Below are 14,133 nucleotides of genomic sequence, written 5' to 3'. Positions count from 1 at the left end.
CGAGTGGTGTCCCGTCGCGCAGGTCTCAATGCCGATCAGGCAGGAGGGCAACGCCTCGAAGAACCCAGCCTCATCGTGGCGGCGAAGCTTCCGACGGACAACAACTGCGATCGCCGGCGTCGATGCCATGAACCAAGACCTACTTGGCGACATCCAGATGATAACCTTCTCCATGAACGGCACTCCTCATGTGACTTGCGACAGCCACACTATGGCACCTCGATGCGGGACGGAGGCCGTCCATCCCGACCCGCAAAGGGGGCATCAGCCTGCTCCTTCCCAACACCTTTCTGCACTACCCTCGATCTCTGGGCCCGCCAATGGCGTCGTCGCCGTGCATGCGGTACTTCGTGATCGTGCGCCATGCCGATGGCTTCGTTATGGGCTTGAGAACTAGGCGGACGCAGAGGAGATGCTCTTAGCACTCAGGGCGCGGCTGGCCGGCTTCGGCCTGACACTCCACGAGGATGAAGACGCGGCTGATCGAGCTTGGCCGGCTCGCCGCCTTCTCGCATCAGCGGCGCGGCGACCGGTGGCCTGAGACCTTCGCGTCCTCGGATTCACCCACTACCGCGGGCGAACCCTGGACAGCCGGTTCATCGTGAAGCGCACAAAACGGAAGGGAAACGCCTGGGTGGTAAGCTGACGGCGTTGCGCTAGGAGCGCCTTGCGGCTCATGCACGGGGAAAATCCCGCCCGGATGTGAGAACTAAAGCCTTCCGTCTCAGACATTGTAGCCATGTCCGACCCACTTCCCGGTGGTGTCACTGGCCGCGCAGCACAGGTGGTTCGCCGCCGTTCTGCCTGGCACTACGCCGACTACGGCAGGCCGGACAACTACCCAGCGCTCAACGGGTTCCAGGTGTGGTCGAGGAGCTCAGCCATTCGGCGGCCGGCGGCTTAGTCCAACACGTTTTCAGCTAACCGTCGCGATCCGCCGCGGTGCGCTCTTGCCACCCCCTTTCATTCGCGACGCCCTAAAAACGCTCTGCATTATGCTGCGGCCCGATTAATGTCGCGCTGTCAGAGGGAGCGAAGTATTTCGGCAGTTCTTGGCTTGACGCGCAATATAGGAAGGCCACGGTTAAAGCTAACTGATTGCCGTAGCGGCATATCGCGTCAGGACACGTTGTATTCCGAACGGCGTCAAAGATTGATCCGTTCACACCAGAAAAGACTCCGTCGCGCTTGTCCGGTTACGCGGCTCGCTCCAGAACAGCGCACCAGGGCCATAGACGCGCTGGCGTGGACCATCTGCAAAAGGAACGGCGAGAGCCGTGCCAGCGATGGAGAAGGAACTGACGACACCACCGCCAGCGACAATGCCCGCGTGCGCTGGACGATGCCGAGCCCAAAGCGCTCCTCGCGCCCGGCGGCGATCTGCGCCGCGTGTGGTCAGCGCCCACCACCGACCGTGATCGCAAGGAACTGCTCAGGACGATTGCCGAATATCGGGCACGCCTGGCGGCCGAGGTTGCGTTGCCCCGCTCCAACCCACCGGCGCGGCGGACCGACGAGGAGACGATTGGCCTTCCTGCGCCCGTCGAGATCGGCGTCCGCCAAAGCTTCGACGATCGCCTGCGCGTCACCGCATTGTAGAGCGCCAGGAAAAGGTTCACTTAATTCGCCTGTGGCGACCTCGCGATCATCGCCTCACCGAACTGCTGGGAGCGACAGAGTGACAGCCCCGCCGTCAGGTACCCGACGGCGCCGGCCCTTGGGGAATGCCGATTCCGAAATACCGTGTGTGGGAGACATCGAGGATGCGATTGACCAACCTCGAGAAGCTGTGACCGGCGGTCTTCGCTGCCAGGACATAGGCAGACCGCATGCTGAGCCCCGGCATGGAGTTGATCTCCAGGACGAAGGGCTGGCCGGAGCGGTCGATCCGGAGGTCGACGCGGGCATAATCCCGGCACCGGCACGCACGGAACGTCGCAACGGAAATATCCTGCAGCACAGTCCCAAGGCTACTCCCGATTCGCGCCGGGCAAATTCTTGGCGGCCTCCTGATCGACCTGTATTTCGCTTCCCAAGTCAAAAGACGCGTTTCGCAGTCGCCGAAGTCGTGCTCCACCAGAGGCAATACCTCGACCTCTCCGTTTCCCAGCAGCGCGACGGCGATTTCTCGCCCATCGATGTATTCTTCCACAAGCGCGTCCTGCCCATATTGCGTGACGATCATCTCCACTGCCTGCCTCAACTGAGCGGGCTCATGTACAAGCTGCAAACCGAAGCTGTTGTCTTCGTGACGCGGCTTCGCTACGAGCGGGAATCGCAGGTCGCCGATACTCTCCGTTCCGCGGCGCATGACACAAAAGTTCGCCGTCGGCACGCCGCAACTGCGCATGAGCATCTTGCTGATCACCTTATCGTCCGTCAGCCCATGCCCGAGTGGGCTCGATCCAGTGTATGGAACGCCGGCCATCTCGAGCATGGCCGGAACGTGGGTGAAACGGTACTCGCCCTGAATACCCTCTGCTAAATTGAAAACGATCCCTGAAGGGCGGGTTTTCGGATCGGGTGGCATGAAACGTTCGAGCGTCTTGAGCAGTCCTTTGTCGCCTTCGCACAACAGTGTCTCGTGACCGCCCTCTTTCAGTGCCGCCACCACCTCTTCGTAGTAAACATCGGAGGGCCAAGGGTGTGGAGGCTCTGGATAAGGCTGTCCGAACCGGTTGATTACGCCAGTAAAATCACTGTTCCTCACGACGGCTACTTTCATAAGCTCCTCCTGCGACGGCTGACCGCTGTCATGTTCTTCGCGGTCTCTCCTGCTATCGGCGTGCCAACAGAGGGTTTGTGCGAGCAAGAGGGACAAAACGATGTGTTTGGCGCCGCGTCGGCGAAAATATGCGCCTCAGTGTGTCGAGTTCTAAACATAGAAGTCTTCAACCGGACACGGCGCTACGCGACAACAGGAACGCCCGTTGACGCCGGATAGCCAGTAAAAAGCCCGCGTGGCGTCCGCCCGTAGTGCAAGGAGACTGTCCTGCTTGCGGTGATCGAGCGCGCCTGTAAGGCCCGGGCGTTGCGCGGCGACGATCGCCTCCGCGTCTGCGGCGCAACGTGGCGCACAAGCAAGGCGCCGGCATCTGAGGTGATCGCTCCGCCGTCGAAACCGGCGACCACTTTGTGGCCGTCGAAGCCTTCAAATTCGAGCTGGTCGGAGATACAGTGTGTGCATCGGACCCCGTTCCTGAAGCTGATAACCCTTTACAAAAGCAGTTTCTCAGCTTCTTGGGGCCGATGCACCCCTTACCTTGAGATATTCAGGCTAGTGGGTCGCCTTTTTCGCTTCTCGTGGTGGATACCGAGGTGCCTTGTCTGCCGAGCCACAGCTCGTTATTCTCAGAGCTGTTATCGGTGCCGGCCCACACCGCCGAGTAGCGTTGTTGCTATCCAGAACGTCACGAATTGTGCCCTGCCCAAAAGCCAAGGCGCTGGCGTTCAGGTGTGAGGCCTACGATCGATCAAGACATGGCGCTTCCAGCCGACGGCAGGAAGTGCGATGTCGCGATGCTATTCATGACAGCATCATCCTTTCAAATTTTTCATTAGACCGGATGTCGCTCCGATAGTATCATGCCTTTATGGTCACCCCCGAACGACAACAAAATCCCGCAGCCCGAACCGCGCGCACACTTGGTGTATTGGGAGGGATGGGCCCTTTGGCGACTGTGGACTTCCTTAGAAAGGTTATCGAAGCTACTCCTGCCTGCACCGATCAGGAACATGTGCCTATCATCATCCATTCGGTGCCTCAGATACCTGATCGATCAGATTCCATCCTTCGCGGCGGTGCGTCGCCCTTATCGGCAATGATGGAAGGCATCTTCTGTCTCGAACGTGCAGGTGCTCACGGGATTGCGATCGCTTGCAACTCCGCCCACTATTGGTACGACGAGATAAGACGCAACGCTCGGTCCGAGATCATGCATATCAGTGACGCCGTCGCTGATCAGTTAGACGAAATTGGCACCTCGCACAGCAAGGTGGGGCTGATTGCAACCGATGCAACAATCAAGGCGGGTATATATGACAAGCGTCTCCGGGTACGCGGCTATGAGTGCATTACCTTGTCCACTTGTGAGACCGACGCACTGGTGTGGCCAGCGATTCGAAGCGTGAAGGCAGGTGATATACAATCAGCATCGGTTCGTCTGGAGCAGGCCGTGGAGAAATTGCTGAATTCGAACGTATCAAAAGTGATCCTGGGCTGCACCGAGGTGCCTGTCGGGCTTTCGAATTCACCCCAGCATATTCTTGATAATTGCTTGGACGCCACCAAGGCGTTGGCCATTTCGTGTGTAGCGTGGGCACGCGATCGAGCTTTTGAGTAGAACATGGCTTAAAGACGATCCCCGGCTGAGGACGCCTCGATGGAACCGAAAATGGCTAGAAGGCTTCCTGACACTTGCTACAACAAAGCTTTCTGGCTCCGCAAACAATCGGAATGTCACGCAGCCCACGTCAGTCGTAGAATTCGAGCGCTCGAGACCTGGCTTGGCACTACTTTGGTAGACCTGACCACCTATCCGATCACTCTGATGAAAGCGGGCGAGCATTCCGAGAGACAGCCGAGACAGTAGTACAACGCCTTCACCAGGTTCGCGAGACCGCAACGCAAAGAGCGGCGAACTAGATCGAGCATATTTTTACGGCCCCGCATATCAGTGAGCTTCTATCAAAATGGCTGGGAATTGAACGAAGCCTCGGGGCCTTCACAACGCGACTTGTTGCCGACAACATGGTTGCGTCGAAATGCCGCTTCAGGGTCATTGCGACTTCCTCCTGAGTTTCGTCAACTGGACGTCCCCACTCGTGTGGATCCACATGACTTTCCGTCAATTGAGGTCTCCAAGGACACAATCGCCCCGTTGCCGTCACACTGGCGCACCGGCGATGGTCTGCCGTGCAGCGCTTCCCTGTAACGTGGCCACAGCCTCGGCCGGATTCCGAGTTATTCGTCAGCATGCCCAGATTGCCCGCGCCAGCTGGCGCGGTTTGTCGAAGCCGAAGACATAGCCGACTTAGCTCACCAGATCGACATTGAAGAGGCGCCCGCGCGCGCCGTCGCGGACCTGTTAGGAAAGATGTTGACGCCTTAACTGCGGGCGGAGGTCGTCGCTTCCAAATCCACTTCAGGTCCACCAGAGGACAAGATCCGGGCGGGCAAATCCGAAGAAGCTGTTTAGCACCAGCCGACGTCTTCCATTCCCTGATTGCCTGGTAACGCCATGAACGAAACCGCCATCGATCAGTGCGACGTCCCCAGCCTTGAGCTGGAATTCGCGACAAGGAACGTCTTCAAGATAGGCTGCCGAATAGGGGTATCCCGTGATCTCCACCCCTTGCGACTTTCGGTCGGTGACTGTCGGCTTGTGATACCAGAGTCGCAGATTGCCACCCTCCTCGGCCATGCTGGGATAAAAGTTGAGTGCTGCAACGATGTTTATCGCCACGGCAGAAAGCTCGTAATCGTTCCCGGCACACAGCACTTGAGCGACATCGTCGTGGGGTTCGAGAGCATACGTCCCCCCGTCAGACCAACTGAGAGCGCGACAGACATTGGCCTGACCGTGCGCCGAGCGAGCAAGTCTCAATTCAATGCCCTGCTTGTGAAGCTCGCGCTTCAACGCGTCGAATAGTGCTCGCACTGGATCAACCAAATTGCCGAAAAGGGCGTCGACGTATGGTCGCGCAGTTTCCGATTCTGCGAAATAGCTGGCTGCATCCTTCCTGTAGTGGGATGCGCCTACATATTGTCCGGGGACGCCATCTTCACGCTCCTTGAGACCGGGACTGCCCACAAAGTTTGCGGTGATTTCTTCCGCTATTTCCGTACTGAAAGCTTGCTTGATGTGCAGAGCTGTGATTTCACCTTTCAGGACTGAGACGATTTCCGCAGTGCTGATTGTGCCGGTTCGTTCTATGATTGTAAGACGCGAGATGGCAGGCGCTCGAGATCCTTGGTTAGTGCCCATTGGCTTGCTCCTTTAGTGCGTGATCTAGGATGGCGACGCCATGATCGAGTTCGTCGTCGGTGATGGTTATCGGTGACAGGACTTTGATCCGTCGCGATTTGGTCCTGAAGATTCGATCAGCAGGCCATTTTCGAACGCGACATCGTGCACCCGGCCTCCAACAGCCTGTGAACGGCACTTGAGCCCGGCCATCAGACACCGCGGCCACGCTTTTGTTCAATGCACTGAGGAATTTCGCGACAAGGCTATCTAGGTGTCTTTGCAGTTTGGCGCTTGTCTGCTCGACACCTGTAGTAAACTGTCCGTCGGACAACATCTTGCACGTCGCCCCTGCAGTCACGGAGGCGAGATTATCGCCTCTGAAATTGCCGCTATGTTCTCCGGGATTCCAAAAATCCGAGGCGGGGCAAATTAGAACAATTGAGAACGGACTACCTGACCCGCTTAGGCACTTCGAAAGGCATACTATGTCGGGATTGATCTTCGCGAACTCGAATGAGAAGAACTCGCCCGTTCGGCCCGCACCGGCCTGGATGTCGTCGACGATCAAAACAACACCGTGTTTGCGGCAATGCGCTGGATTTCCGTTTGCCAAGCTGCCGATGCGGCGTTCATGCCGCTTTCTGCCTGTATGGTCTCCAGAATGATTGCGGCGGGCTTTTCAATGCCGCTCCGTGAGTGGCCTAAAACGGAGTCTATGTAACTCGCGGAATCGAAATCTTGGTTCGGGCATCCGTCATAAGGGACACGGATCACATCGTGGCGAGCAACGCAGACTAGTTCCCTGGTCGACGCCGAGCCCGAGACCGCCAGAGAGGCGAGCGACATACCATGGAATACATTCGTGAAGGCCATGACGCTCGAGCGGCCAGTATATTTTCGCGCGAGGGCAAGCGCCGCTTCGTTAGGGTTTGTGCCGGTCGGGCCAGGAAATTGCATCTTGTAAGAAACCCTCCTGGGCTTCAGGGTCGAATCCACAAACACTTCGATGAATTCCCACTTCGCAGCCGTATACATGCGGAGTGATAGAAGGATGTTGCCGCCGACGAGATATTCAATCGCTGGCGCGATAATATTCAGATTGTTGTGCCCATAGTTCAGGGCACCGGATCCTACGAGAAAATCGATATGTGGGTTACCGGCCTCGTCCCAAATCGTCGCTCTAAGGGCCCTTTTAACAGCAGTAGGAAACGATCGTCCGTAGCGACGAACCTTAGACTCATGAGCCGTGAAAACGTCGATATTCATTTCAGGACCCTGGTACGTAGGCGTCTCGTCAGCGGGCGAGTGGTTGACCGTCTTTTGCATCGGGAGCACGACCGCCGGTCTCGACCGATTGAGCAGCACCGCCAAGAAATGTTGAGCGCAAGCGTTTCACTGCCGGCGCCGGAACAAATGCCGAAACCAAAACAAATAACGAAACTTTTTTTGCATAGTTCCGGAGTTTTATTTTCCACATGTGGTTTTCTAATTCCTTCCAGCGGCGTGCAGAGTGCGATGATATGCCGTTTAGTCGCTAATCAATTCTTCTATATCGCCCCGATAGTCAACAGTTTTTATATTTAATTTTTTATCCGTTTATATTGCTTTTTCGATGCTGTATTAAGCTTTTTTGACTACTGTGCAAACGGTTTTTCATGTAATACTATCGGTGACACCAAAATTGCACAGATGCATCACCCAGCTTGCGGGCAAAATGGGCCATATAAAACAAGCGGTCGCGGTTTCCTTCTCAAGCACGTTACCGTGCTCTGCAATAGGCCGGCACGACTCTATTCGCGAAGCCGAAAGCTTTCACCGTGGATGCTCACCGGTGTCGAATGATAGAGCAGGCGTTCAAGGACTGCGGTTATCGACGGTTAGTGGATGTCGCGTGTTGAAATGATAAATCCTTTCCTCAAGCCGACCCGAACCATTTCCCGAAGACCACACCCACCCTGGATGATCTTGCGCTGCCGCTGAGCGGTTTGTCATCAGTCGGCGGCAAGTCCGTCGTCACCCGTTTCGCGGCGGCATGCTGTCGTCCAACAGCGGCGTTCTGGCTTTGGCCGAGGTGGAAAAGCGGGTGCGGTGGCGCGTTGCATCAACGAGCCGCGCTGCCCGGACTACGTCGTCCACAGGCTGGCGGACATGATCGGCTTTCGCATCAAGATGATCGCCGCCGGCTATGAGGAGGGCGTCGCAATCGACGCTGTGCCGGCTGGAGAACCTGCCCGGCCTACGGGAGCTGGTGGCGATGAGGCGGGCGATGGTCGATCTCTATTGCGCCTCGTTCCGGCAGGTGCCGAAGCGGATTGTACTCGACATTGACGACACCTTCGACGCTGTGCACGGAGGCCAACAGCTTCGCCTGTTCAATGCCCACCATGACGAGTACGGCTTCCAGCCGATCGTAGTGTTCGATGGTCCGGGACGGTTCGTCAGCGCGATCCTGCGACTGGCCAAGCGGCCGAGTGGGGCTGAGATCCGCGCTCACCTGCGCCGCCTGGTGCGGGATCCGGAGCAATTGGCCGAACACGCGAATCCTGATCCGCGGCGATAGCCATTATTGCAGCCCGCAGTTCATCGACTGGTGCCGCGCTAAAGATGTCGACTTCATCCTCGGCGTGGCGCCCACCACTACCCTGCGCAAGCATGTCGCGGATTTGGAGACCAGCACGAGGCGCGCTTCGAAGCGGCGAAGACGGGCAAGGTCCGCAGGAGTTCGTTGACGGCGCCGCCAGTTGGAGCCCTTGGAGCGCATCATCGCGCGGGTCGAGGTCGGCGCCCAAGGTGCCGATACCCGCTTCGTCGTCACCAACCTTGCCGGTCGGAAGGCCAAGGCGCTCTACGAGGATGTCTACTGCCGGGGCGTGGCGCGGCCGAGAACCACATCAAGTCGTGGTAGACGCATCTTGCCGCCGACCATCGACTAAAGGTGCCGAGATCCACCATCCCGGCATTGGTTCAGCTGGGCGTGTTCCAACAGGATTTAACAAAACATTAATCCCTATCATTTCGGCGAATGATATCTTCCAGTCTGCGGCAGGTCTCGGGTCGAAGAGACTTGGAAGCATAGATCTTCGCGGCTGTTGATGGGAATCTGGTCAAGCAAGTGGTTGGCTTCGCCGGTCGAGAGGCGGTGATAGTGTTCGCTGGAAGGCTCCGATGGTCCATAATAGTCAGAGGTTCTCGTTTCGGTCCGACGGCCAGTTGGACAGGGTGACATTCCGAAGACCGACGGAGATTCATGCAGCCGATGTATGGGATCTCATCGCGCTCTGCCCGCAATTAGACCGCAACTCGCTGTATTGCGAGCTCCTGCTTTGCAGTGATTTCGCCGACACCTTCGTGCTCGCGCAGCGAGCTCGTAAGGTGGTTGGTTGTCTGGCAGCCTACCGGCGACCGAGCCACCCATCGACGCTCGTCGTTTGGCAGATTGCTGTGCATCCGAAGGTACGCAACACCGGGCTCGGTAAGGGACTGATCGTATCAGCCCTGAATAGACGATCTGGCGACGGCGTGACGCACATCAACGTCACGGTGACGCTTCAGCAATACAGCCTCCGGATTGCTTTTGCTGCCGTGGCTCGGGACCAGGGCGCACCTATCCGGCAAGCTTTCTGGTTCGATCGCCAAGCCCATTTTAAGGGGCGGCTTGATTGCGAGTACATGATCGCAATCGGCCCTATCTAACTCCTTAGCTACACAGACATTCCGATGATCTGCCAAGTCAATATTCGAATGGAGAAGCAACGATGACTGACCGAGCCAAACCAGAAGCAGGCAAGGAATTTGCGATCTTCAACCATCTGGAGTCCGAAGTGCGCAGCTACGCTCGCAGCTTTCCCGTCGTTTTCGCCAAGGCACGAGGGGCTCAGCTGTTTGCTCGTGATGGGACAGCCTATCTCGATTTTCTGATGGGCTGCTCAAGTCTAAACTATGGGCATAACCCGCCTGAGCTGAAGTCCGCGCTCGCAGACTACATTGCGAGTGACGGCATTACCCATGGCCTTGATCTGTATAACGAAGCGAAGGAGTCCTTTCTGCGGGAATTCCACGAGACGATCCTTAGGCCCCGACAATTAGACTACGTCGTACAGTTTCCCGGTCCGACCGGCACCAATGCGGTCGAGGCTGCCCTCAAGCTGGCGCGCAAAATCACTGGTCGGCCCAACATCATAGCATTCACCAACGGCTTTCATGGCGTGAGCCTTGGCGCTCTCTCCTGCACCGGCAACCGATACCACCGCGCTGCCGGCCAGCTGCTCGGCGGCGTGACCAGGCTACCCTATGACGGCTATCTTGGGTCCAGTGTAGATACCGCCGACTACCTTGATCACCTGCTCTCGGATCCCTCCAGCGGCGTGGACGCCCCGGCGGCGGTGATTGTCGAGACAGTTCAGGGCGAAGGCGGCCTGAATGTCGCCGGGACGGCATGGCTGCGCAAAATAGCAGCCATTGCGCACAGACATGGAGCTCTGCTTATCGTCGACGACATTCAGGCGGGCGTTGGCCGGACCGATGCATTCTTCAGCTTCGAAGCAGCCGGGCTTCGCCCGGACATCGTCACAATGGCCAAATCGATATCGGGCTATGGACTGCCAATGGCCCTGGTCCTTATTGATCGACAACTCGACAGATGGGAGCCGGGAGAGCACAATGGAACGTTCCGCGGCAACTGCCATGCGTTCGTCACGGCCCGCGCAGCCCTGGAGCATTTCTGGCGGACGGATACCTTTGCGGCGTCGGTCGGGGAGAATGGATATCTGCTGAAACGCCGCCTCGATCAGATCGCGCGCAAATACGATCCAGGGCGAATGTCAACCAAGGGGCGTGGCATGATGCGGGGGATCGATCTGAAATCCGGCGAGATCGCCGGTCGGGTCGTCAAAACCGCCTTCCAGAAGGGCCTCATTGTCGAAACCGCTGGTCCCCATGACGAGGTGGTGAAATGTCTGCCACCTCTCGTCATTGGGGAGGACCAGCTTACCCAAGGCCTCGACATCCTCGAGGGCGCTATCGAAAGCGTGATCGGCAGCACAGTGAACTCGGCAGCGTCAGAGGCGAATCATGATCGTCAGTGATTTCAATGAGGAGAAACTGACAGCCCGACGTGTCGAGACGTCGAGCTGGGGACGCGCATTGAAGGAGTGCGCCGCTGCCTTTTGGATCTACAGCGGCTCTGCTCGTATGGTCACTTCAGGCGCGAAGAGCATCTGAATACCGTGCGCGAGATTCTGGCCGCGCAGGGCGAAGCTCACAGCGCCCACAACACGGTTCTGCTGCTCAGGGCACTCGGCGTGGAGGCGATGTTTGTGGACATGACGGGCTGGCGCGAAGAAGCTAAATGAGGCTCGACGAGGGGATTGAGAGAGCGCTATCCGCAATCGATCTCCGCAAGAAACTACCCATCGTCACGGGCTACAGCTTATGCCCGGGTGGGTTGGTGCGACTCTTTGGCCGTGGCTACACCGAGGTCACATTAGCTCGAATCGCCGTGCTCACAGGTGCCAAGGAAGCAATAATTCATAAGGTGCATAGAGGTCCTGGGAGTACATCAACTCATGCGCAACGTAGATATAGTCTTCATTGTAGATGAATCGTACTTGGATGACGCGGTTAGGGCGCTTCACGGCACCCTGATCGAAGATTCACAGCTGCATCTTACGGCTCATCTTCCCCTCGTGTGACCCTGGCTGCTGCCTTTCGGAACTGACGGAACTTTTGCTGCCCGTGTCGAGAAAGGCGCGTCTGACGTTTTCCATCAGGTGTCAGCAATCGGCCGCCTGATCGGCATGCGGCAAGGCCGTGGCGATCGCCTCGCCATACCCGCCACCTCGGTCACGTGCGACGAGGACGGATGGTTCGATGGTCCGGTATGCATCCGGTGAAGCTTTCGATTGCCCTATCGTCGGCTTGATCGCTTGATCCAATGGAGATGCCGAAGGTGATGTCGTAAATCGGGTTATGTCGCGCCAGACGACCACTTTGCCGTGAGGCGGATCATGGTTGCGAGCGAGATAGCCGCCAAGCATAGCGATTTGCAGCAGGTAAGCAGAGAGCTGGGCTGTTGGAGGCGCGGCCGCGTTCGGGACGCGTCGATCCGGTCGAGCGCAGTGACCTCGGCGAAGGTGAGAACGCCGTCAGGCGCGGCGTCTGGCTTGGCGCGCCGACCTAGTGATGAAGAATATGCGCCAGTTGACCAAAGTAGCCTGTCGAGAGCCTCAGCAATCTCGTTTCCAGATGATGCTGATATATAAACCGCATTTGACAGCCCTTACCCGCCCATGTTCCTTCAATTCCGGAGGTTGGGTTCGGCTGGTAAAAAAATCAGCTGCTAGATGACAATGCGCTGCAGCTGTCGCCCCACGACCGAAATCGCACCAAGCCTTTCAAGGCGGATAATTGGAGCCAAACTCATGACTGTCCCTCAAGGACCGCAGGCGTTCCCAAGAAGCGAATACTTGCGGCGGCTCGCCCTAGTTAAGGAGGAGATGAAACGGCGCGAGATCGGTGCCCTTGTTGTCACGGACCAACACAATATAACTTATCTTAGTGGCTACACTGCGCTCTCTGCCTACGTACCGCAGGGGCTGGTAGTTTCGGCGCAGGAAGAAGAGCCGGCGTTCATTCTCCGTCCATTAGATGCAATAGCGGCGATTTACCAGTGTTTTATGGGACGTGAAAAGATCATCTCTTACCCCGAAACAGTTATCGCCAGTTCTGAGAAAGACGGCTATGACGTGATTATCAACTATCTTGAAGAAATTGGCCTAACGCACCGTGGAATAGGGATTGAGGCCAGCAGCCTTCCAGCGCAAGCTGCGGAGAAATTCCAAAGGCGATTGCCCAATGCCTTGATCGTTGACTGCAGCTTAGCCATCACATGGATCCGCCTGATCAAGTCCGACCTTGAAATTGAAAAGATGCGCGAAGCCGCGGCAATAGCAGATGCGGCGATCCTGCGTGCTGCTGAGGTGATACGTCCGGGCGTGCGTGAGGCGGACGCCGCTGCCGAAATCTTTGCGGCCTTAATCCGCGGCGCAAACGGAAAGGCCGGGACTGCCGTCGAGCAGATCAATATGTGTTCTTCGCCGTTGACAGGAACAGCTCACCTCACGTGGCGTGAAGATATTTTTCGGCATGGTTCGCATATCAATCTCGAGCTTGGGGGCACTCGCCATGGCTATAGTGCCGGAATTATGCGCACCTACTCCATCGGTGCGCCATCGGATCAGCTGCGGCGCGTTCATGATATCCAGGTTGCAGGTCTGGAAGCCGCACTTGCGGCAGTCCGTCCCGGAAAGACCTGCAGTGATGTCGCCAACGCGTTCTATCGCTCGATCGAGAAGCATGGACTTAAAAAGGAGTCCCGCTGTGGTTACGCGCTGGGAATCGGCTGGCTAGAGCCAACCGCTAGCCTCAGGGATGGCGATTTCACGGAGTTGAAGCCTAACATGACCTTCCACCTGATGTTGGGCAACTGGATCGAGGAAGACTTTGGCTACGTGATTAGCGAGTCGATTCGCGTTACGGATTCCGGCGTCGAGGTCTTGACCAATATGCCGCGCAAGATTTTCCAGGTGCCGCTCTCCCACAGCCGTTCGTACCGGCTCTTCAATACATAGATGCGGCGCACGAGCAGTACAGACGTGCGTATCTGGTGGCCATGAGGACCTGAGCACCGCGATTCTGGTCGAGCTTTCGATGGGGAGACGCGATGATATTCTTCGAGGAGGTTTTTGATCTCTTCGGTGCCTTCCCATCGGTGAAGGCCAAGATCCCACCGTCACCTTTGGCACCATACACGCAGATGACGCCATCCTCGGGCTCGAGACCGAGGGTCAGTTCCTGGATGAGGTCTTCGCTGACGCCGAGGTCCCTGGCGACACGTCCGACGGTGGAGACGTGATGCACCTTGTTGCGCTGCATGACCAGGCCGCGCTGGTTGGGTCCGCAGTTTTGCGGATCTCCAATTCCAGGCAGCGAATCATCGATCCGACGGCCGGATAGGCGGGTAGTCGGGCGAGGACGTTGGCGAGCCAGACCTGCGGGTCGACATTGTTCATGTTGGCGCCAGCTGTAGAGAGCGGCAGCGCGCTGTCCGCCGCGACCGGATGTCAGCGAAGCGAGGATTTGACCCCTGGGCGAAACGAAGAACTGA

The 14,133-nt window shown here is 57.5% G+C and carries 10 protein-coding genes and 3 pseudogenes; 7 read left to right on the top strand and 6 right to left on the bottom strand.

Translation table 11 applies throughout. The annotated features are described in order from the left end of the window. Positions 1-3: 3 nt before the first annotated feature. Positions 4-105 (bottom strand): annotated as a pseudogene (locus NKJ18_RS33080) (IS110 family transposase); the annotation flags it as partial. Positions 106-1,389: 1,284 nt separating this feature from the next. Here NKJ18_RS33080 and NKJ18_RS28160 point away from each other — a divergent pair. After that, positions 1,390-1,599, top strand: a complete 210-nt coding sequence (locus NKJ18_RS28160; protein ID WP_352760859.1) for a hypothetical protein — start codon at positions 1,390-1,392, stop codon at positions 1,597-1,599. A 94-nt stretch (positions 1,600-1,693) separates the two neighbouring features. Here the strand turns inward: NKJ18_RS28160 and NKJ18_RS28155 are convergent, their stop codons facing one another. Further along, positions 1,694-2,725: a D-alanine--D-alanine ligase family protein gene (locus NKJ18_RS28155; RefSeq protein WP_352760857.1), complete on the bottom strand. Its 1,032-nt coding sequence runs from the start codon at positions 2,723-2,725 to the stop codon at positions 1,694-1,696. Between the two features lie 868 nt (positions 2,726-3,593). Between NKJ18_RS28155 and cuyB the strand changes: the two genes are divergently transcribed. Beyond that, complete coding sequence (cuyB, locus tag NKJ18_RS28150; RefSeq protein ID WP_352760855.1) at positions 3,594-4,343, top strand: cysteate racemase; 750 nt, start codon at positions 3,594-3,596, stop codon at positions 4,341-4,343. A gap of 801 nt (positions 4,344-5,144) precedes the next feature. Here the strand turns inward: cuyB and NKJ18_RS28145 are convergent. The 3 genes and pseudogenes from NKJ18_RS28145 to NKJ18_RS28135 all read right to left on the bottom strand — a co-directional run bounded on the left by NKJ18_RS28145 (position 5,145) and on the right by NKJ18_RS28135 (position 7,446). Beyond that, positions 5,145-5,987 carry a 2OG-Fe(II)-dependent halogenase WelO5 family protein gene (locus NKJ18_RS28145; protein ID WP_352760852.1) on the bottom strand — a complete coding sequence of 281 codons (843 nt, stop codon included), beginning with the start codon at positions 5,985-5,987 and terminating at the stop codon, positions 5,145-5,147. Further along, positions 5,977-7,235: pseudogene (locus tag NKJ18_RS28140) on the bottom strand (diaminobutyrate--2-oxoglutarate transaminase). Before NKJ18_RS28140 ends, NKJ18_RS28145 begins: the two are co-directional and overlap by 11 nt. Before the next feature lie 28 nt (positions 7,236-7,263). Next, the gene (locus NKJ18_RS28135) at positions 7,264-7,446 is read right to left on the bottom strand and encodes a hypothetical protein (protein ID WP_352760850.1); all 183 of its coding nucleotides are present in this window, start codon (positions 7,444-7,446) and stop codon (positions 7,264-7,266) included. 708 nt (positions 7,447-8,154) lie between these two features. On the opposite strand from NKJ18_RS28135, the pseudogene NKJ18_RS28130 reads away from it, so the two are divergent. The 5 genes and pseudogenes from NKJ18_RS28130 to NKJ18_RS28110 all read left to right on the top strand — a co-directional run bounded on the left by NKJ18_RS28130 (position 8,155) and on the right by NKJ18_RS28110 (position 13,597). Beyond that, a pseudogene (locus NKJ18_RS28130) lies at positions 8,155-8,902 on the top strand (transposase). A 232-nt stretch (positions 8,903-9,134) separates the two neighbouring features. Continuing rightward, positions 9,135-9,662, top strand: a complete 528-nt coding sequence (ectA, locus tag NKJ18_RS28125; RefSeq protein WP_352760847.1) for a diaminobutyrate acetyltransferase — start codon at positions 9,135-9,137, stop codon at positions 9,660-9,662. 62 nt (positions 9,663-9,724) lie between these two features. Beyond that, a complete protein-coding gene (ectB, locus tag NKJ18_RS28120; RefSeq protein ID WP_352760845.1) occupies positions 9,725-11,053 on the top strand; it encodes a diaminobutyrate--2-oxoglutarate transaminase in 1,329 nt (442 codons plus the stop codon). 141 nt (positions 11,054-11,194) lie between these two features. Continuing rightward, entirely contained in the window at positions 11,195-11,320 is a 126-nt protein-coding gene (locus NKJ18_RS28115; RefSeq protein ID WP_352760842.1) for a hypothetical protein, read from the top strand. Positions 11,321-12,388: 1,068 nt separating this feature from the next. Continuing rightward, positions 12,389-13,597 (top strand): M24 family metallopeptidase, encoded by a 1,209-nt coding sequence (locus NKJ18_RS28110; protein ID WP_352760840.1) that lies wholly within the window; start codon positions 12,389-12,391, stop codon positions 13,595-13,597. Here the strand turns inward: NKJ18_RS28110 and NKJ18_RS28105 are convergent. Beyond that, positions 13,587-13,901, bottom strand: coding sequence for a hypothetical protein (locus tag NKJ18_RS28105; RefSeq protein WP_352760912.1), 315 nt, complete (start codon positions 13,899-13,901; stop codon positions 13,587-13,589). The two genes, NKJ18_RS28110 and NKJ18_RS28105, sit on opposite strands and share 11 nt — an antisense overlap. Between the last annotated feature and the right edge of the window lie 232 nt (positions 13,902-14,133).

The organism is Mesorhizobium sp. M0217, from assembly GCF_040321955.1.
In the GTDB taxonomy this organism is placed as follows: Bacteria; Pseudomonadota; Alphaproteobacteria; order Rhizobiales; family Rhizobiaceae; genus Mesorhizobium.
This window is presented reverse-complemented; position numbering and strand designations above follow the sequence as displayed.

Coding starts and splice junctions, on each gene's coding strand:
- NKJ18_RS28110 (WP_352760840.1), top strand. CDS start 12,389: ATGACTGTCCCTCAAGGACCGCAGGCGTTCCCAAGAAGCGAATACTTG.
- cuyB (WP_352760855.1), top strand. CDS start 3,594: ATGGTCACCCCCGAACGACAACAAAATCCCGCAGCCCGAACCGCGCGC.
- NKJ18_RS28105 (WP_352760912.1), bottom strand. CDS start 13,901: ATGCAGCGCAACAAGGTGCATCACGTCTCCACCGTCGGACGTGTCGCC.
- NKJ18_RS28145 (WP_352760852.1), bottom strand. CDS start 5,987: ATGGGCACTAACCAAGGATCTCGAGCGCCTGCCATCTCGCGTCTTACA.
- NKJ18_RS28155 (WP_352760857.1), bottom strand. CDS start 2,725: ATGAAAGTAGCCGTCGTGAGGAACAGTGATTTTACTGGCGTAATCAAC.
- NKJ18_RS28135 (WP_352760850.1), bottom strand. CDS start 7,446: ATGTGGAAAATAAAACTCCGGAACTATGCAAAAAAAGTTTCGTTATTT.
- ectA (WP_352760847.1), top strand. CDS start 9,135: ATGGTCCATAATAGTCAGAGGTTCTCGTTTCGGTCCGACGGCCAGTTG.
- ectB (WP_352760845.1), top strand. CDS start 9,725: ATGACTGACCGAGCCAAACCAGAAGCAGGCAAGGAATTTGCGATCTTC.